The organism is Bombella saccharophila, assembly GCF_026385475.1.
Lineage (GTDB): Bacteria > Pseudomonadota > Alphaproteobacteria > Acetobacterales > Acetobacteraceae > Bombella > Bombella saccharophila.
In genome coordinates this window covers 141,322-163,354 of record NZ_JANIDW010000001.1, presented here as the reverse complement: position 1 = coordinate 163,354, position 22,033 = coordinate 141,322, and the positions used below count along the sequence as shown (strand labels likewise).

Annotated in this window: 18 protein-coding genes; 5 read left to right on the top strand and 13 right to left on the bottom strand. The window is 54.3% G+C overall.

Going from position 1 to position 22,033, the window contains the following annotated elements; all coding sequences use genetic code 11:
- Positions 1–17: 17 nt before the first annotated feature.
- The 4 genes from NQF64_RS00740 to tkt all read right to left on the bottom strand — a co-directional run bounded on the left by NQF64_RS00740 (position 18) and on the right by tkt (position 6,853).
- On the bottom strand, positions 18–845 hold the full coding sequence (locus tag NQF64_RS00740) for a Cof-type HAD-IIB family hydrolase (RefSeq protein ID WP_266106163.1): 828 nt from the start codon (positions 843–845) through the stop codon (positions 18–20).
- Between the two features lie 72 nt (positions 846–917).
- Entirely contained in the window at positions 918–1,922 is a 1,005-nt protein-coding gene (gene gnd, locus NQF64_RS00735; RefSeq protein ID WP_266106162.1) for a phosphogluconate dehydrogenase (NAD(+)-dependent, decarboxylating), read from the bottom strand.
- Positions 1,923–1,924: 2 nt separating this feature from the next.
- On the bottom strand, positions 1,925–4,771 hold the full coding sequence (locus NQF64_RS00730) for a bifunctional transaldolase/phosoglucose isomerase (RefSeq protein WP_266106161.1): 2,847 nt from the start codon (positions 4,769–4,771) through the stop codon (positions 1,925–1,927).
- A 15-nt stretch (positions 4,772–4,786) separates the two neighbouring features.
- On the bottom strand, positions 4,787–6,853 hold the full coding sequence (gene tkt / locus NQF64_RS00725) for a transketolase (RefSeq protein ID WP_266106570.1): 2,067 nt from the start codon (positions 6,851–6,853) through the stop codon (positions 4,787–4,789).
- Positions 6,854–7,207: 354 nt separating this feature from the next.
- Here tkt and NQF64_RS00720 point away from each other — a divergent pair, with 354 nt between their 5' ends.
- The 5 genes from NQF64_RS00720 to NQF64_RS00700 all read left to right on the top strand — a co-directional run bounded on the left by NQF64_RS00720 (position 7,208) and on the right by NQF64_RS00700 (position 11,769).
- Positions 7,208–7,714, top strand: a complete 507-nt coding sequence (locus NQF64_RS00720; protein WP_266106160.1) for an ankyrin repeat domain-containing protein — start codon at positions 7,208–7,210, stop codon at positions 7,712–7,714.
- Complete coding sequence (hisC, locus tag NQF64_RS00715) at positions 7,711–8,775, top strand: histidinol-phosphate transaminase (protein WP_266106159.1); 1,065 nt, start codon at positions 7,711–7,713, stop codon at positions 8,773–8,775. The genes NQF64_RS00720 and hisC overlap by 4 nt, the downstream gene beginning before the upstream one ends.
- A gap of 37 nt (positions 8,776–8,812) precedes the next feature.
- Positions 8,813–10,051: an aminopeptidase gene (locus NQF64_RS00710; RefSeq protein ID WP_099026359.1), complete on the top strand. Its 1,239-nt coding sequence runs from the start codon at positions 8,813–8,815 to the stop codon at positions 10,049–10,051.
- A 21-nt stretch (positions 10,052–10,072) separates the two neighbouring features.
- Entirely contained in the window at positions 10,073–10,516 is a 444-nt protein-coding gene (locus NQF64_RS00705) for a hypothetical protein (protein WP_099026205.1), read from the top strand.
- Positions 10,517–10,998: 482 nt separating this feature from the next.
- Positions 10,999–11,769: a response regulator transcription factor gene (locus NQF64_RS00700; RefSeq protein WP_099026206.1), complete on the top strand. Its 771-nt coding sequence runs from the start codon at positions 10,999–11,001 to the stop codon at positions 11,767–11,769.
- Positions 11,770–11,856: 87 nt separating this feature from the next.
- Here the strand turns inward: NQF64_RS00700 and glmM are convergent, their stop codons facing one another.
- The 9 genes from glmM to tolQ form a co-directional block, all read right to left on the bottom strand.
- On the bottom strand, positions 11,857–13,227 hold the full coding sequence (glmM, locus tag NQF64_RS00695) for a phosphoglucosamine mutase (protein WP_099026207.1): 1,371 nt from the start codon (positions 13,225–13,227) through the stop codon (positions 11,857–11,859).
- Between the two features lie 142 nt (positions 13,228–13,369).
- On the bottom strand, positions 13,370–15,262 hold the full coding sequence (gene ftsH, locus NQF64_RS00690) for an ATP-dependent zinc metalloprotease FtsH (RefSeq protein WP_266106158.1): 1,893 nt from the start codon (positions 15,260–15,262) through the stop codon (positions 13,370–13,372).
- Between the two features lie 169 nt (positions 15,263–15,431).
- On the bottom strand, positions 15,432–16,805 hold the full coding sequence (gene tilS, locus NQF64_RS00685) for a tRNA lysidine(34) synthetase TilS (RefSeq protein ID WP_266106157.1): 1,374 nt from the start codon (positions 16,803–16,805) through the stop codon (positions 15,432–15,434).
- A complete protein-coding gene (locus NQF64_RS00680; RefSeq protein ID WP_266106156.1) occupies positions 16,783–17,751 on the bottom strand; it encodes a tetratricopeptide repeat protein in 969 nt (322 codons plus the stop codon). Before NQF64_RS00680 ends, tilS begins: the two co-directional genes overlap by 23 nt.
- Before the next feature lie 105 nt (positions 17,752–17,856).
- Entirely contained in the window at positions 17,857–18,345 is a 489-nt protein-coding gene (gene pal / locus NQF64_RS00675; protein ID WP_099026361.1) for a peptidoglycan-associated lipoprotein Pal, read from the bottom strand.
- Between the two features lie 86 nt (positions 18,346–18,431).
- On the bottom strand, positions 18,432–19,799 hold the full coding sequence (tolB, locus tag NQF64_RS00670; protein WP_266106155.1) for a Tol-Pal system beta propeller repeat protein TolB: 1,368 nt from the start codon (positions 19,797–19,799) through the stop codon (positions 18,432–18,434).
- Between the two features lie 24 nt (positions 19,800–19,823).
- The gene (locus tag NQF64_RS00665) at positions 19,824–20,792 is read right to left on the bottom strand and encodes an energy transducer TonB (RefSeq protein WP_407651799.1); all 969 of its coding nucleotides are present in this window, start codon (positions 20,790–20,792) and stop codon (positions 19,824–19,826) included.
- A 64-nt stretch (positions 20,793–20,856) separates the two neighbouring features.
- Positions 20,857–21,285: a protein TolR gene (tolR, locus tag NQF64_RS00660; RefSeq protein WP_266106153.1), complete on the bottom strand. Its 429-nt coding sequence runs from the start codon at positions 21,283–21,285 to the stop codon at positions 20,857–20,859.
- Between the two features lie 5 nt (positions 21,286–21,290).
- The gene (gene tolQ / locus NQF64_RS00655; RefSeq protein WP_266106152.1) at positions 21,291–22,022 is read right to left on the bottom strand and encodes a protein TolQ; all 732 of its coding nucleotides are present in this window, start codon (positions 22,020–22,022) and stop codon (positions 21,291–21,293) included.
- Positions 22,023–22,033: the final 11 nt, after the last annotated feature.

The following is a 22,033-nucleotide window of genomic DNA, read 5'->3' as shown; positions in this document are numbered from 1 at the left end:
CCGAATCACTAACTACCCTATTGTGATAGGGCTGCGGGTATAATGAACCTCTCTGCCGCATATGCCCAGCCATCTTCAGCAGGTGTTTTTGTCACATAGCGTGCCTGCGCCTTTACGCCCTCTGGGGCTTGGCCCATCGCAATGCTCATCCCCGCTACGCTCAACATCGGTAAATCATTCGGCGCATCACCCAAAACCGCTACATTCTGCGGGGTTACGCCATAAAGCTGGGCAAGCTCCCTCACCGCATCACCCTTATTGGCTAGGGCGGGCGTAATGTTCAATTTATGTGGTGCTGAACGCAACATACTGGCCCGCCCCCCAAAAGACGCAGGCAATTCAGCCTCTAACCGCGCGATTAAGGCCGTATCCTCCGAGCATACCATCACACGATTCACAGCCTCATCATGTGAGGAAAGTTCTGCAACTTCCCGCGGGGTGATGCCTGTTAGATTCTGCTCGCGTTGTACTAAAGCCGTACTTGCATCCCCAACAAGCCATTCACGTTCGGTCTGGAACCATAGCTCTACCGGCAAGGGCGCAAGCCGTGCCAGCAAGGCTGTTACATCCTCTGGTGGGAAACGATAGCTCTTTAAAATTGTGCCATCAGGGGAAAAGAACACCCCCCCATTAAACCCCGCGCACGGCCCCTTTAGCCCTAACTGCCGCACATAAGGCAGAATCGCCGCAGGCAAACGCGCACTTACAAGCGCAACGGGGACATGATGCGCGGCAAGCTGCTCCACCGCTTTGCATGTCGCGGGGGAAAGGCGTTTATCGGGGCCGAGAATGGTGCCATCCATATCTGACAACACCAATTTGATTATGGGGGCTGTATCGCTCATCCTGACCATCCTCCTTAAAGGAGGCTAGGGGCGGATGCCCCCAACCGCCCCTTACACCCTATAACAGGCCTTTTATTTTTTACGCTCTACATGCCCACCAAAGCCGTAACGCATGGCGGAGAGAGCTTTCTCGGCAAAATTATTGCCTGTCCGAGAGCGGAAGCGTGTAAAGAGGGCCGCTGTCATCACAGGGGCGGGCACATCCTCCTCAATCGCTGCCTCAATCGTCCAGCGCCCTTCACCAGAATCCTGCACTTCCCCACTAAACTCGCTTAGGTCGGAAGAGCGGGCAAGAGCCTCGGCTGTGAGGTCTAACAACCAAGAGGAGACGACACTACCACGACGCCACACCTCTGCAATATCGGCTAGGTGAAGGTCATAACGCTCATCTTCGGGCAATTTGGCGGAGTTCTTGCTGGCGAGAACATCAAACCCCTCGGCAATGGCCTGCATCATGCCATATTCGATGCCGTTATGAATCATCTTCACAAAATGGCCTGCCCCAGCAGGGCCGCAATAAAGATAGCCTTTCTCGGCCCGTTGGTCGTGACGGCCATCATCTTCACGGTCTGGCGTACGCGGCACATCACCAACACCCGGTGCCAATGCATCAAGAATCGGGTCCACATAATCAGCGGCATGTTTCTCGCCGCCATACATCATGCAATAGCCGCGCTCTAACCCCCACACACCGCCAGATGTGCCGACATCAATATAATCAATGCCCCGCTCACCTAGCTCTTTCGCGCGGCGAATATCCTCTTTGTAATAGGTATTGCCACCATCAATGATGATGTCACCCTTCCCCAAGAGAGGGGCAAGCTTTTGGATGCAATCCTCTGTGACCTTCCCCGCTGGCAACATGACCCAAATCACGCGGCGTTCTTCCCCAGAGAGAAGCTCCACCATTTTCTCAAAAGTAGGAGCCCCCTGCGCACGCCCCGCCTCGCTCCGCTCGACGATTCGGTCGATAACAGCAGGGGTCCGGTCGAACGCGACGACATCATGGCCCTTACGTGTCAGGCGGACGGCAATATTACCACCCATACGGCCAAGCCCAATAATTCCGATACGCATCCTCAAGCTCCTTTTAAAATCTCTGTCACCAGTTGAGCGAGACGGTCCAACCCTGCTTGCAACGGCCCTGTAATATGCACACGTAAAGCACGACGCCCACGCGAGGCAAGAACATCGAAATCCCCTCTGGCCTGGGCGGCTTTGACAACGCCAAAGCTATACGCATAGCCCGGGATAGACAGGTCAGCAGCATCATCTGCCGTTATTTGGAGGAACACACCGCTATTGGGGCCTCCTTTATAGGCCTGACCTGTCGAATGGAGGAAACGCGGCCCAAATTGCGCTGCTGTTGCAACATGAAGTTGATCTCTCAACGCCACTCTAACCGTCTGTTCCCACGCGATATGAGCTTTATCTCGCTCAATATAAGCCAGGAGGCCAATATAATCATTCTTACCCACGCGGTCAAAATGCGCTTTGAGGATGGCTTTGGCATCCTTGCCCGCTAAAGCCTCATGATTACGCTCATCAGCATAAAAGGCGAGGTTGCCATCCTTTGCAAAGGGGGCTTCCTCTGGCAGATGGCCAGTCTCCGCATAGGCTTTTGTCAGTTTCCGCGTCTCAACCTTGCTAAACTCCACATCAGGTTGATCGAACGGGTCAATCCCCAAAACAGAGCCCGCTACGGCTGTTGCAAACTCAAAGACAAAGAAGGCTTGGACAATCTGCTCCACCGTATCAAGATGCAGTGTCACGACTGGGTGACCTGCCTCACGCAGAGCTTTCAACCCCGGGCTTACAGGCTCATGCCCAAGCCGTAATTCCACAAAGATGCGGTCATCACCATAAACATCCGGCCGGCCCAACGGCTCGCCATCAATAGGGATGAGCCCCGTACCGCTCTTGCCCGTACTTTCTGCCAAAAGCTGCTCTAGCCATGCCCCGAGGGAGGCAATCTGCTCAGAAGCAACAAAGGTCACCTTATCCCGCCGGAAGGTCGTTGCCGCCACACCGAGAGCCAAACCAAGATTTACACCCGGATTCGTCACAGGGGGGACAGAGGCATCGCATGCCTCAATCATCAGCTGTGTGCAGTTCAACAACGCACGCACATCATACCCGGCAGCGGCTGCGGGGGTGAGACCAAAGGGGGAGAGAACAGAATACCGCCCCCCAATCTCTGGATTACCGTGGAAGATATGCGCAAAGTTGTGATCCTGCGCTACAGTCTCAAGCGAGGAGCCGGGGTCTGTCACCGCTACAAAGCGGTCCCCCGGTTTACGGCCAAGGGCTGTCCCCGCTAAGGCCCAGAAATACGCAAAAAGAATATTTGGCTCGAGCGTGCTGCCCGATTTACTGGAAACGATGAAGAGTGTCTTGGTAGGGTCAATCGCCTTAGCAAAGCTCGCAACTTGCTGCGGGTCCGTACTATCCAGCACATGCAACTTCGGCCCACCAGATACTTGGCCAAATGTCTCTGCCAGAACCTCCGGCCCAAGGCTAGAGCCACCCATCGCAAGGAGCAGCACATCACTATAGCCGCGCTCTTTTACCTCACGCTGTAGGGCCTCGTAAGCATCAATATGAGCCATGCCATCTTTAACGACATCAAGCCAGCCGAGCCATTTGCTCTCTGGCCCATTTGTCCAAACAGACGCATCGCGCTCCCACAGGCGGCGCACCTTACCATCCTGCGTCCAGCTTTTACCCGCTGCGACAACAGCGTTATCCAACTCATCCGATAATGCTAAGGATACTCGCATAAGACGTCCCCCCAAAACAGCCTCTCGGCGGGCTGCAACCGCACCGAGCAATCCATCAAAAGCAGCTTTAAACGCTGCTACACCTTCGCCCAACAACGTGGTGGTTACCGCTGGGAGATCAAGCCCTAGCCGGTCTGCATCCTCTAGAATCTGGCGCGATTGCTCCACATTATCCGCTAAGCGCGCTTGGGGTACACCGTGGTCCCTAAACGCCTCAAGCGTATGTGGTGGTACCGTATTGACAGTATCCTCGCCAATCAGCTCCTCTACGTAAAGGACATCACGATAGGTCTTATCTTTTGTACTCGTGCTAGCCCACAGCAAACGCTGGGTTTGCGCGCCCTTTTCTGCCAAAGCGTGCCAACGCGGACTCGCCACAACATGCAAATAATGTTGATACGCCATACGCGCATTAGCAATAGCAACCTGCCCACGCAAACGCTTCAACGCGTCCGATTGCGGGTCCCTCGCAGCGATGCGCCGGTCGATCATCGCATCAATCCGCCCATCAATGCGACTTACGAAGAAGGATGCCACGCTCCCAATCTGGGCAATGGGTTGACCTCTCTGAACGCGCGCCTCTAATCCACGCAGATAAGCCTCCAGCACGTTTTCATACATGGATTGAGCAAAAAGCAGCGTGATATTAACATTTATCCCCTCCGCAATGGCCTGCTCAATCGCTGGGAGGGCGGCCTCTGTCGCGGGGATTTTAATCATCACATTAGGCTGATTAACACGCTGCCATAACCTACGGGCCTCATGCAAAGTGGCCTCAGCATCATCAGCGAGATAGGGTGAAACCTCTAAGCTGACATAACCATCCCGGCCGGATGTCTCATCAAATACAGGGCGCAAGACACGACAAGCTTGGCAGATATCCGCCACCGCTACGGCTTCATACAAGGCACCAGCAGGCAAGCTCTCCTCACACAGTAGCTCCTGCACGGCTTCCTCATATTCCGCCCCTTGGCCGATAGCTTGCTCAAAAATCGCCGGGTTGGAGGTCACCCCTTTAAGGGCATCCTCCTTCACCAGAGAGGCCAAACGGCCTTCTTCAATAAAATCCCGCCTGATAAAATCGAGCCAAATAGATTGGCCGTATCCTGCCAGACGCGTAAGGGGGGTGTCCGGCTTACGCCCCATATCTTTCCTCCTCCATCAAGCCGTTTGTTGGCTCAACAAACGGCGTGCTTGTGTGTACACAGCCTCTACCGTAAAGCCGAACTTCTCCATCAATTCCGCCGCAGCACCAGACTCGCCAAAACGATTCATCGCAATAACGACACCATCTAGACCGATATAGCGGTCCCACCCAAAGGATGACGCCATCTCGACCCCAACCCGCAAGCGCACCGCAGGTGGCAATACAGCATCACGATAGGCTTTCTCTTGCGCATCGAACAGATCGAAACTCGGCATAGACACCACGCGCGCCTTAACCCCCTCAGCAGAGAGACGCTCATACACTTCTACCACCAAAGAGACCTCAGAGCCTGATGCTAACAGCAAAATCTCTGGCGTGCCTTCACAATCTGCCAAAACATACCCCCCACGCGCCACACCAGCGGCAGAGGCATAGCGGCTACGGTCCAATGTGGGGAGATTCTGGCGCGTAAGAGCAAGAGCCACCGGCCCAGAGCGATGGCCCATCGCAACACGCCAGCTCTCTACCACCTCATTAGCATCAGCAGGGCGCAACAATGTAAGCCCCGGCATGGAGCGGAACTGGGCAAATTGCTCGATAGGCTGGTGCGTTGGCCCATCCTCCCCCACGCCGATGGAGTCATGTGTCAGCACATAAATCACAGGCAGGTGCATCAACGCGGCAAGACGCATCGCAGGCTTCATGTAATCCGAGAAAATCACAAACCCAGCGCAGAAAGGCCGCAACCCACTTAAAGCCAGCCCGTTACAAATGGCTGCCATGGCATGTTCACGCACACCAAAATGAACATTACGCCCACCATAATGCCCGCTGCCTTCCCCTTGGTTAGAGGGTGCCTGCAAAGAGAATTCTCCTTTAATCAGGGTCCGTGTCGAAGGCGCAAGGTCCGCCGCTCCCCCCATAAGCCACGGCACATGAGTTGCCATGACATTGAGCACCTCACCAGAACTTTGGCGCGAGGCAATCCCCTTTGCATCTGTAGGATAATGGGGGAAGTTATGCTCCCACCCTTCTGGGAGCGTGCCAGCGAAAATATGCTTTAACTCCCGCCCTTCTTGCGGATATTGCACACAATAAGCCGCAAATTGCTCCTCCCACCGCGCTTGCGCTTCCGCCCCGCGCTTGCCAGAGAGGGCCTCAAAATGCTCCCTTACTCCATCTGGGACGGTAAAATGTGGGGCATCATGCGGCCAACCATAGGCCTTCTTAGCCCCTATAAGGGCCTCCATACCCAGCGGCTCACCATGGGCCGAGGCCGTCCCGGCTTTGCCCGGTGCGCCATAGCCGATGATGGTATTAAGGATGATCAAAGTCGGGCGGTCCGTCTCCTCCCGCCCTTGCTTGAACGCCGCGCAAATAGCGGGGACGTCATTCCCATCCTCAACTTCCAGGACCTGCCAGCCATAAGCGGCAAAACGTGCAGCAACATCCTCGGTGAAGGTCACATCTGTAGAGCCTTCAATGGAGATGCGATTGCTATCATACACCCATGTCAGATTGCCTAATTTGAGATGCCCTGCAAAAGAGGCCGCCTCACTGGCTACCCCCTCCATCACATCACCATCGCCACAAAAGGCTGTGATGTGATAGCCAAACAAATCAAACCCCGGCCTGCCATAACGCGTTGCCAACCACCGCTCGGCCATCGCCATACCTACGGCACTACTGCACCCTTGGCCTAAAGGCCCTGTGGTCATCTCCACCCCTGCGGTGAGGCCATATTCTGGGTGGCCCGGCGTACGCGCCTCAAACCGGCGAAAGTTCTTTAGATCCTCTAAGGTAAGAGCGGGACGGTCCACGACCTTTCCGTCCTCTATATCCTTCACCCCAGCGAGGAAAATAGTCGCATAAAGCAGGATGGAGGCGTGCCCTCCTGAGAGGATAAATCGATCCCGCCCCGGCCAAAAGGGATCAGCCGGATTATAATACATTGTAAACTGCCAATAAGCATACATAGCCGGAGCCAGAGCCATTGCGGTACCCGGATGGCCGGATTTTGCGCGCTCTACACTATCCATCACCAATGTGCGGATCGTGTCTATGCCAAGTTGAGACAGCATACTATTCACTGATCTAACGTCCTTAAGTCAAAACATCGTCCGGTCGCCTGCCATCAGCCCCGTGCCCCTTAACACAGCCCAATAACAGTCCAGACATTCTACAACTGCCCTCATACGGCAAAAGAACGCAATGCCTAACACGCAAATAAGGTTAAATTTCCTTATAATCCTGTATATTACCCCCCAAACTCACGCCTAAGCTCATAGCCATCAGCTAGAGGCTCTCTTTTTACGCCTTCCCTCTCATACACAGCTATTCCACCATTCTCCCCCTTGACCTAAGTGCCTACAAGCAAGAGATTGAGAATACTTGTTAATCAATCTGCTCTCCTTCTAACACAAGGTAGCCTACCCATGTCCCAACCCAACATGTCCTTTACCCCAGAACAGATCACAACACTCTTTATTGATGCTGCCCGTAATGGGGAGACTGACCTTGTTACGCAATTTCTGGACGCTGGGATGCCCGCCGATTGCACCAACAACCAAGGTTATACGCCCCTCATTGTCGCAACCTATAATGAGCAGCTCGATACCGCGCGTTTGCTGCTAGAGCGCGGGGCCGACCCTAATGGCGTGGATGCGAAAGGGGCAACCGCCCTCTCTGGTGTGGCCTTTAAAGGCTTTGAACCCATTGCCCGCCTCCTCTTAGAGCATGGGGCGAAGGTGGATCATCCTAATCATGCAGGACGGACACCGCTTATGTTCGCCATCATGTTTGGGCGGCAAGCAATGGCGCGCTTCTTGCTAGACCATGGGGCCAACCCAGACCTCCGCGATGCTGAGGGCCTCTCCGCGCGCGACCTTGCCCATCGTCAAGGTCTTGGCAGCCTCTTTGACGCAAAGACACCAAACCCATGAGCCGCTTTTGGAACCAACGGGTCCATACCCTCAAGCCCTATATCCCCGGCGAGCAGCCACGCATAGCAAAACTGGTTAAGCTCAATACCAACGAATCCCCCTACGGCCCTTCTCCGCGCGCGCTAGAGGCTATCAAAGCCGGTGCTGATGACACGCTGCGCTTATACCCAGACCCTACCGCCCTAGCGCTGCGTACAGCCATTGCCGCACAAGCAAATGTCCCCGTTGAGTGTGTTTTTGTCGGCAATGGGTCTGATGAGGTCCTCGCTCACACATTCCGCGCCTTATTCCAAGATGATGCCCCTGTCCTCTTTAGCGATGTGACATATGGCTTCTACCCCATTTATTGCCAATTATTTGGGCTAACATACCGCACCATCCCACTACGCGATGATTTCACCATCGCGCCAGAAGATTATGAAGGGCCTACGGGGGGCATCATCATTGCTAACCCTAATGCCAATACAGGCATCAGCCTGCCTTTACCGGCCATTGAATCACTTCTCCAACGCGTCTCGGAACAGGTTGTGGTGATTGATGAAGCCTATGTGGATTTCGGTGGGGAGAGTGCTATCAGCTTAATCGACCGCTATCCCAATCTTCTTGTCATTCGCACCTTCTCCAAATCATCAGGATTAGCAGGGCTGCGCGTAGGATACGCCATCGGCTCGCCCCCCTTAATTGAAGGGCTGGCACGCGTGAAGGATAGCTTCAACTCCTACCCTCTCTCCCGCCCTGCCCAAGTAGGGGCGGAAGCCTCCATCCGTGATGAGGCATGGCTTAAACAAACAACAGCCCGCATCATCGCCACACGCGAGCGCATTATCACGGCTTTGCAGAAGCGTGGGATGGAAGTCCTCCCCTCCACAGCTAATTTTATTTTAGTCCATCATCCCTCTTGCTCTGCGGCGCATATCTTCACCGCCTTGCGGGAACGCGCCATCATTGTCCGCCATCAAGGTGATAGCCCACGCATCAGCGGTTGGTTACGCATCACCATCGGCACAGATGAGGAGATGGATAGCCTCCTCACCGCCCTTGATGACATACTCCCCCGCTAAACGCCTCCATGCAGCCTCTCCAAAGGATTATATGACGATGCCTACATCTTCTTTCACCCATGACCAGCTTTTAGACCGTCTAGCAGAGGTTGCCGTCCGCACGGGGTTAAATATTACACCCGGCCAGCAGCTTGTTATTACCGCAGGGCTGGAAGCCGTCCCGCTTATCCGGCGCATCACCACCCATGCCTATAAAGCAGGGGCCTCACTCGTCACAACGCTGTATCAGGATGATGAAACCACTCTGGCCCGTTTCCACCACGCCCGTGAGGAGAGCTTTGATACAGCTGCGGGCTGGCTGGCCAATGGCATGGCTGAAGCCTTCCGCAATGGCGCAGCCCGCATGGCCATCACCGGGGGCAACCCCACCCTTCTAAAGGGGCAAAACCCCGAGCATATCTCCCGTGCGAGCCGGGCAAGCTCCGCTGCTCATCGCCCCGCGATGGAGCTTATCACAAGCTTTGATATTAATTGGAACATCATCGCCTGTGCTACCCCCGCTTGGGCGCAACAGGTCTTCCCCCATCTCCCAGAGGATGAAGCCCTCGCTGCCTTATGGAAAGGCATCTTCCATGCCTCCCGCGTGGATGTTGCAGACCCTGTAGCGGCTTGGGCAGAGCATAATAAAACCCTCCATGCCCGCGCGGCTATGCTCAATGACGCTCGGTTTGATGCCTTGCACTTCACCGGGCCGGGGACGGACCTGACCGTTGGCCTCGCAGATGGGCACCTCTGGACAGGTGGGGCAGAAGCTGCGGGCAATGGTGTGGTCTGCAACCCCAATATCCCAACGGAGGAAGTCTTTACGACTCCCCATTGTGCGCGGGTAGAAGGTACCGTCTCCAGCACGAAGCCGCTGTTTCATCAAGGGTCCCTCATTGATGGGATTCAGGTCCGGTTTGAGAAAGGCCGCATCGTGGAGGCCCATGCTCAAAAGGGCGAAGATGTCCTCCAACGGATTTTGGAGAGTGATGAAGGCGCGCGCCGTATTGGGGAGGTGGCCCTTGTGCCTCATTCCTCACCGATTTCCCAAAGCGGTATTCTCTACCAAAACACCCTTTTTGATGAAAATGCCGCGTGCCATATCGCCCTCGGCCAAGCCTACACAAAATGTATGATCGACCCTGAAGGCTTGAGTGAAGATGAGCTCATCGCCCGTGGGGCCAATCACTCCATGATTCATATTGATTGGATGATTGGCTCTGGTGAGATTGATATTGATGGTGTGAAAGACGGCCAGCACGTTCCTCTCATGCGTGCAGGGGAATGGGTGTAACGTCAAGCAAGATAAACGCCCATGGCCATTACGCTCGACCCTGCCCATCTACCTAAGTTGGATGTCCTCTCCCTCGCTCAAAACGGTCTCATCCTCCGTGCTGAGCGAGAGACGCCAGAAGGGAGCATCCCCTGCTTTCTCACTCGCGCAGGGTGGGAGGAGCTAATAGCGCACCATAAAACCACGCCAGAGGAAACAGAGGCACAAATTGGAGCGCGCCTCCTCCCTGCCTTAGAGCGTATTTGCGCTCGCCTCCTCAGTGAAGCCGCCAAAGAGGCCGAGCAACAACATAAAGAGGACGCCACCGTCTTTACCCTCCAGACGGACCTTTTCCCAAGCTCCGCCCAAACACGCCTTGTCTTTGTTGCTGATAAAACCCATCCCGTTGCCTGCGCCTTGATCGGGACAGTCGAGCATATCAACCATTTGCTCAGTACTTCGGGCACTATTACGGGATGCGCCTGACGCATTTCCTGCTTAAGTCGCGATTCGTTCTCAAGAAAGCCTGCCACATTGTGGCTCTTTGTGGCAAAAAAATGCTGGATTGCATAATTTTGGTAATTGAAAATACCAATAAGTAAATATGCATTCATAAGAATCTATATATCATTATGTTCACAATATGATAATTTTATATTAACTTAGAAATTGATTAGATAATTTGTTTATTAAAAGATGTTAAATATTTAATTTAATGTAGGTATAAAAAAATCATATACCCCATATAAAATTTAACACTTAAATAACAATAAGATATACTTATTTTTTACTTTAGGAAAAATTGTAAATTTCTCGTGATATATCATCCCTTTTCCTAGAAAAAACCTATGGGCCGAGCTTCTTAATAACTATACTTTTAGTTGTGTCATTTCACCTTTAGACAATCTAGGGTTGCATTATTCCTAATAAACTATCCATAATACAACCAGTTCAAGGGAGGTTGAATTATGCGTATTCTTATCGCTGAAAATGACAGTGTCGCTGTAGAGCAGCTCATTACCGTGCTGGAACGCTTCTCTTATCAAGTTGAGCATGTAAAGACAGCTGATGACGCTCTCAACATGTTTAAACACTATCAATATGACCTCTTCATCACCGCGTTAGGTTTACCAGACCTACCCGGAGAAGAGTTGATTCGCCAACTACGGCGGTCCCGTGTTGCAACTCCCATCATGGTCATCTCCTCCCAGGCCGATGCACAAACCAAAGTTGCTGCATTTTCCGCTGGGGCAGATGACTACGTTACAAAACCGTTTGACATGAGCGAGACGCAAGCCCGTGTCCAAGCTTTAACCCGCCGCGCCTATGGGGCGTCTGAGCCTCGCCTTAGTGTCGGGCCGTTGGAGCTGGACCTTGAGAGCCGTATGGTTAGTATCAATGGGCAGTTCCTCAACCTTACAAGTAAAGAATATTCTATTCTTGAGCTCCTTCTTCTACGTAAGGGGGCTGTTCTCACCAAGGATATGTTCTTAAACCATCTTTATGGCGGTATTGATGAGCCAGAGATGAAAATCATTGATGTATTCATCTGCAAACTACGCCGTAAATTACAACGTTTCGGCGCAGACCACATGATCATCACGGTTTGGGGGCGTGGTTATATCTTGCAAGACCCAACAGCAACGGCACCAGCCCTCGCAACAGCACACACAGCTCCGCCAGCCGCGCAAAATTTGGCACGCAGCGAGGCTGCGCATAACCTTTGTCACGCTGGGTAGCCATTGTAGAAAGTTATCTTTTCTACCCTACATCTACACGTCTCAAAGAAGCACTCTATCTCCTAGAGTGCTTCTTTTTTTTATCTCTTAATCCGTAGCTAAGTCTCTCATATGCGCGCTCACGCGCTCAACCACCTCATCAACCAACGCCTTATCTTGTGCTTCTACCATGACGCGGATCAAAGGTTCTGTCCCACTCGCCCGCAAAAGCAGCCGCCCCTGCCCCTTCAACTGCTCCTCTGCTTCTCTTACAATATCATCTAACGCAGGGTGATTCATTGGATTAGCACCGTGATACGGCACATTCTGTAAACGCTGCGGATAAGGGGTAAATAACTGGCAGAGTTCACTCGCTTTTTTACCCGTCTCGACCAACGCCGCCAGCACTTGCAAGGCCGCTAACAGCCCATCGCCCGTTGTCGCATAATCAGACAACACCATATGGCCAGACTGCTCCCCCCCTAGATTCCCCCCTGTTTGACGCATCCGCTCCACAACATAACGGTCCCCCACCGCCGTGCGGTATAAGCTTAAACCTTGCGTGGCAAGGTAAGCTTCTAGCCCCATATTGGACATCACTGTTGCGACAATTTCAGTCCCTTTTAAGCAACCTAACCGCTGCCATAAGGTCGCAATCAGAGCCAAAATCTGGTCTCCGTCCACTATCTCGCCGCGCTCATTTACAATCAACACACGGTCTGCATCACCATCCAACGCAATACCGCAATCAGCCTTATGCTCACGCACCGCAGCACATAGGGCTTCTGGATGGGTGGAGCCAACACCATCATTAATATTCAACCCATCAGGGGAGGCCCCTAACGTGATGACCTCTGCTCCCAACTCCCACAAGGCGACCGGAGCCACACGATAAGCTGAGCCATGAGCGCAATCCAAAACAATCTTCAACCCATCCAACCGTAGCCCACGGGGGAAGGATGATTTCACACTCTCAATATAACGCCCTGCGGCGTCATTCAGCCGAGAGGCACGACCAATCGCCGCAGGAGAGGCGAGCTGCCCACTTAAATCCTCCGCCATCAGAGCTTCAATCTCTGCCTCAACAGTATCGGAGAGCTTAAAGCCATCAGGACCAAAAAGCTTAATGCCATTATCAGTAAACGGATTATGCGAGGCAGAAATCATCACGCCCAAATCCGCCCGCAAAGACCGCGTTAAAAACGCAACGGCTGGCGTAGGTAAAGGCCCTAACAGCACAACATCCACCCCGGCAGATAAAAAGCCAGAGACCAAAGCACATTCGATCATATAGCCAGAAAGACGCGTATCCTTCCCCACAATAATCGTATGGCGATGTTGGCGGCCTGTCTCACTCTGGCGGCAAAAATACAAGCCAGCCGCTTGGCCTAGGGTCTGGGCGATATCTACCGTCATGGGGGCCATATTCGCCGTACCGCGAATACCATCCGTGCCGAAAAACGTCCGTTTACCTGCCATGCCCTTCCCCTTTATCGACTAAAACACCCATCGCCGCTGTGATGCCAGCCTCCCTTTTAGGACGCAAGGCCTTCCCCTAACAAAACAGGCGCATGACCTCCGCCATACGCCTGCTCTTAACCCTCTTTTTTAAAAGGAATCGTTAAGCCGGTTGTGGAGCTACCGGCCCATCATCCCCAACAGAAGCACTCACCCCTTGAATAAATGAGGGCACAGAAGGCCTACGCCCATGGAAGGACTGATTCTCCTCATCAGTACGGCCTAAAGGCTCCCCACGGATGAGACGACCAATCTCCTCACCTGTTAGAGTTTCGTACTCCAACAAGGCCTGCGCAACACGGTGAAACGCCTCCATATGGGTCAGAATGATATGGCGGCATGTGGCATAGGCCTCATCCAGGATTTTGCGGACCTCCTGATCCACCTCCCGTGCGGTGATGCCAGAGAGCGTATCCTGATCAGCATAGTCCATCATGCCCAGCTTATCGCTCATACCCCATCGTGTGACCATCTGCCGAGCAATGCCTGTTGCCGACTGAATATCACCAGCCGCCCCGGCACTTACCTCATCATGCCCAAAGATAACCTCCTCACCAACGCGACCTCCCATACAAATCACAATCCTAGAGAGGCACCATTGCCGCCGGTAGGCAAGATTATCTTTCTCCGGCAAGGACTGCACCATCCCCAAAGCTTGCCCACGCGGAATGATCGTTGCTTTATGCATTGGGTCAGCACTCGGGCTATAATAACTCGCCAAAGCGTGTGCCGCCTCATGATAGGCGGTCATTTTCTTCTCTTCTTCCTCAATAACGGCAGAGCGGCGTTCTGCGCCCATCCGTACCTTATCATGCGCTTCATCAAATTGCGCCATGCTTACTGTCCGCAAGCCCAAACGTGCCGCAAATAACGCCGCCTCATTTACAAGGTTAGCCAGCTCCGCACCAGAGAAGCCAACGGTCCCACGCGCAATCACTTTTGGATTCACATCAGAGGAGAGCGGCAACTTCTTCATATGGACTTGAAGAATCTTCTCACGCCCTCTCACATCCGGGTTCGACACAACCACTTGGCGGTCAAAACGACCGGGACGCAGCAGAGCAGAATCCAAAACATCAGGGCGGTTAGTCGCAGCAATCAGGATGACACCCTCATTACTATCAAACCCATCCATCTCCACGAGCATTTGATTAAGCGTCTGCTCACGCTCATCATTACCGCCGCCCATGCCTGCGCCACGATGGCGGCCAACTGCGTCAATCTCATCAATAAAGATAATGCAGGGGGCGTTCTTCTTCCCTTGCTCGAACATATCGCGCACACGCGACGCCCCAACACCGACAAACATCTCCACAAAATCAGAGCCGGAAATGCTGAAGAAAGGCACATTCGCCTCCCCCGCAACAGCGCGGGCGAGCAAGGTCTTACCGGTACCGGGCGGGCCAACCAACAACACCCCTTTGGGAATCTTCCCCCCCAGCCGGGTATATTTATGCGGGTCTTTTAAGAAATCGACAATCTCGACCAATTCCTCTTTAGCTTCTTCAATCCCAGCAACATCGGCAAAGGTCACACGGCCCTTTTTCTCGACCATCATCTTAGCGCGCGATTTGCCAAAGCTCATCGCCCCACGCCCACCGGCACCGCCATTTTGCATCTGACGGAACAACATAAAGCCTAAGCCGAGCAAAAGCAGAATCGGCAGATACGCCATGATATAACGCCAGCCCGAATTATCATCACTCTGCGATGGATGAGCCGTCACCTGCACACCAGCAGAGGTAAGACGCGGGACGAGCATCGGGTCCTCTGGGGCGTATGTCTCAAAAGATGTCCCATTCGTCAGCACACCAGAGATATTCTGGTCCTGAATGGTCACCGAGCGCACCTCATGGCCTTCCACGTCATGCACAAAATCGGAATAAGCGATCTTTTGGGTCACCTGATGACTACCGGGCTGGAATGCTGCCAGCACACCAATGGCTGCCAAAACGATGACCACCCAAATCGCAACATTACGGCCAATGTTGTTCATCTGTTTTCATACCCCATTAAATAGGCCATGCAGTTTCACCCCACACGACTCTCTCTAGTCCTCTCAAGATAGGTATTTCTGCCTCGGTTCCTACCCCTTACAACGTAGAAAGGGGACAAAAGACGCTCTTTTTTGCATTTATGTAAGAGATTTCATCTTTACATAGCCTCTATTCAGCGTAGCCACTCTGCCAATCACGCTCACCCGTAACAGGGATTCCCCCCTCCCATACAAAAGCCACCCGGGGGACGTCAGAGCGCAAACCACGCATAGCCTCTGGCACAGCCACAAGCTCCCCCCCGCGCCATAAAGCCGGCAGACTCGGTAAGATACAGGCAGGCACATCACGCCCCTCACGCCATCGCGTGGCGTGCATGCCTAAAGCGGCAATCACTACATCAGAATATTCCGGCCCATAATATCGCCATCGCCCATCCCACCATTGCCCTGTATGAGCGGGCATAGCCCCTGCAAGATTGCGTGCCTCACGGTACAACATCCAACCTCGCTCCTGCCCTTTTAACGGGGTAAGACAAACCCGCCCTAACGCCCCATGCCCAGCACGGCGCAAAGCAGCCACAGCATGCCGCGCAGGAGCATAATCCTGCCCCCCAATGAGCCGAATCAATCGGCCCATCACCTCATCACACAAAGCGGCAAAGCGCGTTTCATCCAGCCCATCATCTATGAAGATATGCGGCCTCTCATGCGCTGTTTGAATCAGAAAAGGAGCCAGCTTTAGCCATCCTTCTGGCTGCCACGCCACCCCATGAGCAAGGAAGCGCGCTACCCATGCGTCATCCTCTTGCTGGGCTATACACGCCTTTTGTTGCAGCTCCCTCATCATACGCCGCTGCGCTGAAGTTATATCTTGCCGCACTTGAACACGGCGAAACCGGCGATTTTGATTAGACGGGTCCTCGCACCAGGCCACACCAGCTTGCTGCAATGTGGCGCGTAAACGCTCTGGCCTGACCCCCAATAATGGCCGTGCCACTATAATCCGCCCACGCGCAGCACGATGAGCCATACCCGCTAGCCCTCGCGTACCGCTGCCACGCTCATGCCGCATCCAGAGTGTTTCTTCTTGGTCAGCCTCATGATGGGCAACCAAAAGAACCGTTGCTCCAGCGTCCACGCATGCTGCCTCCAAAGCAGCAAAACGCCCCTCACGCGCGCGTTGCTGTAGCCCCCCCGCAGCCAACGGCCCTAATGTTAATAACCGCGCGGGAATATCCAACGCCACTAAACGCTCACATGTTAAACGGGCCTCCGCTGCGGACTCTTCACGCAACGCATGGTCCACCACCAACGCAAGAACATGCCGCCGCCATCGCCGCGCTAAAAGGGCAAGGGCCATGGAATCCCCTCCGCCCGATACCGCAATACAAACCGGATGCCCTGCCTCATCAGGCCCTATAGGCTCCACCAACGCCATCAAAGCGCGGAACTCAGCCTCTGTAAGTGGCTCTGCCTCCCCAGCCTGTATGAGATGAGGGGGCGATGTCCCTACCCCCGCCTTAATGGCAAGATGCTCTCTCACGGAAGATTTTTTCAGACGCCTTTACCCGTGCAGATGCATTAGGGAACTCTTTATGTAACCGCTGCAATGCCTCGCAGGAGGCCGCTTTATTGCCTAACGCCAACATAGAGGCCGAAACCCCAAGCAGTGATTCCGGCGCGCGGGGAGAGGATGGTGTACGACTATAAATATCATAATATGTTAACGCCGCATTTTTATAAGCTTTCTGCCCGGCTAGGGACTGCGCGAGCAAGAACTGAGCTTCTGTTTTGCTCCACCCCGTTTTACTCTCTTTTATAGCCTGACGGGCCTGCTCCTCAGCCTCTTTGTAATTATGTGCTTTCAAAGCAGCTCGCCCCGCTTGTAAGGCATCTGCCCCATTATGAGGCACAACCGCCGCAGAGGCAGCAGAAGGCGCATCACCCACTACCGCTGGGGCTGCATGGCTCTCTGCCGCATGTGGGGGGGCCGCAGCATGATGGCCATTCTCCAAAGCAAATTGCATATCACCAAGCTGCTTATTCACTGTCGCTTCATCTTGATGGAGTTGATTGCTCATCTGCTCCATCTGCCCATGCATCTCCCGCACTTGGCCTTCCAACGCCGTGACGCGCTCAAGCAGCGTGGTCACCAGGTCGCTGCTCCCCCCTTGATGAGATGACGCCGTATTACGGGTTGTCTCCCCACGCCCCTCTGATGTGCTAGGAGCGGGTGAAGGCAATGCTTCTGGCTCGGCAGTGCTGACACCGCTATCGCTTAGGTCATCAAGAGCATCCCCGCCCGCATCCTCATGATGCTCATGTTGTTGAGCAAGAGCTTGATGTTGCTTCATGATCGCCTCGCGCGAAAGGGAATCATCCGCCCATGCCACCGAGGCCACTGCGTAAGATAGCAGGGCAAGCCCCCCTAACCCTCGCATCACCGCACATGTCATGCTTGTCATAGTCTCAGCAGAATGACGCATCATCTCTCTAACTCCCCATCGATGAGCCTTCATCGCATATAAAATCGGACCGGTCTCTCCAACCGGCCCGATTTCTCCCCATAAGGGGCATCAAACCCCTAACTACTCTTAGCGGACAGAGGTAATCGCGTTACGATTTTGTGCCCATGCATCTGGTGTATCACCATCAGCTGTTGGGCGGTCCTTACCATACGAAATGGTCATGATGCGTGTTGGAGCAACACCTTTGGCCTCCAAATATTCACGCGCTGCATTGGCACGACGCTGCCCCAGAGCAATATTATATTCCTCCGTCCCGCGGTCATCACAATTCCCTGCGATGAGAATATTCACCTGCGGATAGCGAGCCAACCACTCAGCCTGTTTATCCAATGTTGCGCGGGCATCACTATCAAGCTGGTTCTTATTCAGCTCAAAATAAACGCGATCCCCTGCTGTTGCGACAAGGTCGCCCTCACTGCCCGGTGTAGGGCCCTGATTATATTGCTGTTGGGATACGTTCTGGCCATTGCCATCACCATTATCATCTTTATGGCCACCACTACATGCAGCCAAAGCGCAAACCATGCCTAAAGCGGCAATCTTTGTAATTTTCATAACCATTCCTCCAAAATAATCTCCCCCTTTATGAGGAAGAATTCCCCCGCCCGCACTGCGCGAACAAGAAAAACCAGAATAATCCCTTACCGCCGTAAAGGAGACCAAGCCGGGTCGGACGCGCCCGTTGTGGTGGGGATGCTATGCTCGTTAAACCCAGCAACATCAATCACCTCAATGGTAGAGGTAAAACCAGATCCCCCCGCTCCAGCGGCATTTTGACGGCAGAAGGCCAAAGCCCGGCCATTAGGCGCAAAACTGGGACTCTCCACCGTGAAGCCTTCTGTCAAGGTCCGCTCACCAACACCATCTGGGCCCATCAACCCTAGGGAGAACCCACCATGACCAATGCGCGTAAAGGCAATTTGATCCCCCCGTGGTGACCATACGGGGGAGCCATAATGCCCATTCCCGTAAGAAATCCGCCGTGCATTCCCCCCATCGGCACTCATAACGTAAAGCTGGGGCGAGCCACCACGATCGGAGTTGAAGACAATGCTCCGCCCATCAGGGCTAAAGCACGGGCTGGTATCAATCACACCGGGTGTGCCTGTCAGCTTACGCCGATGTTGCGTAGCAAGGTCAATGAGATACAAATCCGCCCCGCCATCACGCGTTGTGGCTGAAAGAATAATGCTCCGCCCATCAGGGGAGAAGCGCGGCGCAAAAGAGATACCCTCAAATGTGCCAAGAATCGTCTGCTGCCCGCTATTGAGGTCATAGACATAAACGCGTGGGCGATTATTGGCATAGGAGAGGAACGCGAGCTTCTCGCTAATTGGACTAAAGCGTGGCTCCAACGTCAACCAGCTGCCATTGGTCAGCATATGCGCGTTCGCCCCATCTTGGTCCATAATCGCAAGACGGGTTGTTTGATGCCGCCGCGGGCCTGTCCGCGCGATATAGGCAATCCGCGTATCGAAATACCCGTCCTCACCTAATAACCGCTTGTAAATCTCATCAGCGATGATGTGAGCAATCCGCCGCCAGTTGCTTTGAGAGGCCGTATAAGCACGGCCTGTCATCTGCTGGCCTGCCAATACATCCCACAAGCGCATCTCTACCCGAACACGGTCAGCCCCCGTTGCGCTCCCTGCTACAGCAACGCGCGCGCCACGGGCTTTCAACGCATGAAAGTCTGGCTGACGAGAGGCAGGGACATCACCACCTAATACCTCAAACAACCCTGTGCTGCTAAGGTCCGCGGCAATCACGCTAGAAATCTGATCCCCTAGCCCCGCCCCAAAATTAGGCACCACGATAGGAATCGGTGCCTGATGAGCATTGGCTACAGTAATCTCTGCCGGAGCCGCCTCACCGCTTGCATAAGCACGCCCCCCTAAAAGGCCCAGCGGCGTAGCAAGAACACCCCCCGCAGCCACCCCGCCCATAAGGGACCGGCGGGAAAGATGTTTCTGAAGAAAACCAGCTTCAGCATCGGAAAAAAATGACATGACCTACCTCAGATAAATCCAGCCTTAGGGCTTAAAAAGGAAGCGAAACTGCCGCACCTGCCCCAAAAGTCGCTTGGGTACAGGCAAGCGGGAACATACAGGGCTCAACACCGCATCACGCGCGCGCTCAGCCTGAACACGATAAGCCGGGTCCGCCGCCATACGGGCGCGCGTCTCTGGCAGGAAGGTCACCATGCGTGCCTCACCTGTTGCATCGACAGTGACCATCATACGCGCTGAGAAGCTCTGATAATTCCGCGCCAATGTATCTTCTTGATAACAACGCTGCACGGAAGAACCAATGGCATTCTGCTCCCCGCTTGTCAGAGCGGCCGTATCACCATCAACACGCCCACCCCCATGAGGAGACCCCCCTTGTGCCGGGTTAGGATGCGCCTTAGGCGGCTGCTCCTGCTTTGCTTGGCTACGGAACTCATCCAGCGTGGCCAACAAAGAGCGACTATCAGCTTGCGTTTTCTTCGCCTCATGCGCCTGCTCCGTATGGGAGGGCTGCGCCTTAGTCGGCGGCTTCTCCACCACACGCTCTGGGGCCTTCACCTGCGCCTGCTTACGCGCGGGCACTGGCTGTGGCTTAGGCGTATCACTCACCTCGCCCTTCTCCTGCACGGGAGCCTTTTGCTGCACGGGCGTCTTAGCCGCCACCTGCGCAGGCTCCGGCTCAGCTTGAGCAGGGGGAGGTGGCGGCGGGGCAGGCGGTGGCGGCTCAACAGGCTGTAGCTTTGCAGGCTCTGGCGCGGGGGGAGATTTCGTCTCTACCGGCGCAGGAGGAGCAGGCACATCGGCTTTCTGCATCGCTTTTGCCGCAGCATGAGGGCCACCTGTACTCTCATACACCATAGCAACCGTCTGCTCTGGCTGCGGCTCCGGTGGTGGTGGCTGAGGGTGCCACAGCAAAAGGACCAACAACCCACCATGCAGCAAAAGCGAGACCACCACCCCGCCTGTCACCAAGCTGGAAGGCTCTCGCCCCAACCGCGGATAAGGCGGTGGAGCCTCATCAAAAGGTGGAGAGGCAGAGAAACTCACAAACGGCTCCTTAATGCCCGCCCTGCGGCTGCTGGGCAAGAAGGGCCACATGGGTAAAGCCCCCAGCGGTAATCTGACCCATGACGCTCATCACCTTGCCGTAATCAATCTTCGCATCAGCGCGGACGAAAATCCGCCGCCCGGAATCATTACTCGCTAATTGCTGCAAGTGTGAGACTAACTCCTCCGCACTCACCGGGTCTTCCCCTAGGTAAAGGCTGCCATCGCTCTTAATCGACACGGTAATAGGCTTATTATCCGCATTAACAGGCTTAGCACTCGTCTGCGGGAGGTCCACATTCACACCACTGGTGAGCATCGGTGCTGTGACCATGAAGATAATCAACAACACCAACATCACATCAACCAGCGGCGTCACATTAATATGCGATTCTGGCTTCCGCCGGGTCCGTCGCCCGCTCCGTAAGGAAAACGCCATGACCTTCAGCCCTTCCCGCCGCCACGCTCTTCAGACTGACGGGAGAGGATAGCAGCAAACTCCGTACCAAAACCCTCCATCCGGTCGCCAAAATTATCGATCGCGCGGCTGATAAGGTTGTACGCCACATAGGCAGGGATGGCGGTAATCAAGCCAATCGCTGTAGCAAACAAAGCCTCAGAGATACCCGGGGCCACCACAGCAAGGTTCGTATTATGCATTGTCGCGATAGAGCTAAAAGCGTGCATAATCCCCCAAACCGTCCCAAACAGCCCCACAAAGGGAGCCACCGGGCCGATTGTGGCCAGCAACACAACATAGCGGTTCAGACGGTCCGTCTCGCGGGCAATCGTAATGCCAATGGCACGGTCTATCCGCTCAGACGTACCGCCATGAATCACATCAATCCCCGCAATACGGGAGGACCGCCGCCATTCCCCCATAGCCGCACCAAATACCGCAGCCATAGGATGAACAGGCCGTGCCCCCTCGCTATCATAGAGGTCATCCAACGAGCCACCGGACCAAAAACGATCCTCAAACGCGCTGGCTTCTTGATTCACACGGCGAAGAAGAAGGAACTTCTCTACAATCACAGCCCAGACGAAGATGCTACACAGCACCAACCCTACCATCACAAGCTGCACCACGAACGAAGCATTCAGGAACAGATGAAGGGGAGACATCCCCGCTGCCCCAGCAGCACCCAGGGCACTCGAACTCACAGCCTGATCCACTCCGCTCTCCT

Bases quoted from the DNA above. Each gene is read 5' to 3' on its own strand.
- NQF64_RS00740 (WP_266106163.1), bottom strand. From the start codon at position 845: ATGAGCGATACAGCCCCCATAATCAAATTGGTGTTGTCAGATATGGAT.
- gnd (WP_266106162.1), bottom strand. From the start codon at position 1,922: ATGCGTATCGGAATTATTGGGCTTGGCCGTATGGGTGGTAATATTGCC.
- NQF64_RS00730 (WP_266106161.1), bottom strand. From the start codon at position 4,771: ATGGGGCGTAAGCCGGACACCCCCCTTACGCGTCTGGCAGGATACGGC.
- tkt (WP_266106570.1), bottom strand. From the start codon at position 6,853: ATGCTGTCTCAACTTGGCATAGACACGATCCGCACATTGGTGATGGAT.
- NQF64_RS00720 (WP_266106160.1), top strand. From the start codon at position 7,208: ATGTCCCAACCCAACATGTCCTTTACCCCAGAACAGATCACAACACTC.
- hisC (WP_266106159.1), top strand. From the start codon at position 7,711: ATGAGCCGCTTTTGGAACCAACGGGTCCATACCCTCAAGCCCTATATC.
- NQF64_RS00710 (WP_099026359.1), top strand. From the start codon at position 8,813: ATGCCTACATCTTCTTTCACCCATGACCAGCTTTTAGACCGTCTAGCA.
- NQF64_RS00705 (WP_099026205.1), top strand. From the start codon at position 10,073: ATGGCCATTACGCTCGACCCTGCCCATCTACCTAAGTTGGATGTCCTC.
- NQF64_RS00700 (WP_099026206.1), top strand. From the start codon at position 10,999: ATGCGTATTCTTATCGCTGAAAATGACAGTGTCGCTGTAGAGCAGCTC.
- glmM (WP_099026207.1), bottom strand. From the start codon at position 13,227: ATGGCAGGTAAACGGACGTTTTTCGGCACGGATGGTATTCGCGGTACG.
- ftsH (WP_266106158.1), bottom strand. From the start codon at position 15,262: ATGAACAACATTGGCCGTAATGTTGCGATTTGGGTGGTCATCGTTTTG.
- NQF64_RS00680 (WP_266106156.1), bottom strand. From the start codon at position 17,751: ATGATGCGTCATTCTGCTGAGACTATGACAAGCATGACATGTGCGGTG.
- pal (WP_099026361.1), bottom strand. From the start codon at position 18,345: ATGAAAATTACAAAGATTGCCGCTTTAGGCATGGTTTGCGCTTTGGCT.
- tolB (WP_266106155.1), bottom strand. From the start codon at position 19,799: ATGTCATTTTTTTCCGATGCTGAAGCTGGTTTTCTTCAGAAACATCTT.
- tolR (WP_266106153.1), bottom strand. From the start codon at position 21,285: ATGGCGTTTTCCTTACGGAGCGGGCGACGGACCCGGCGGAAGCCAGAA.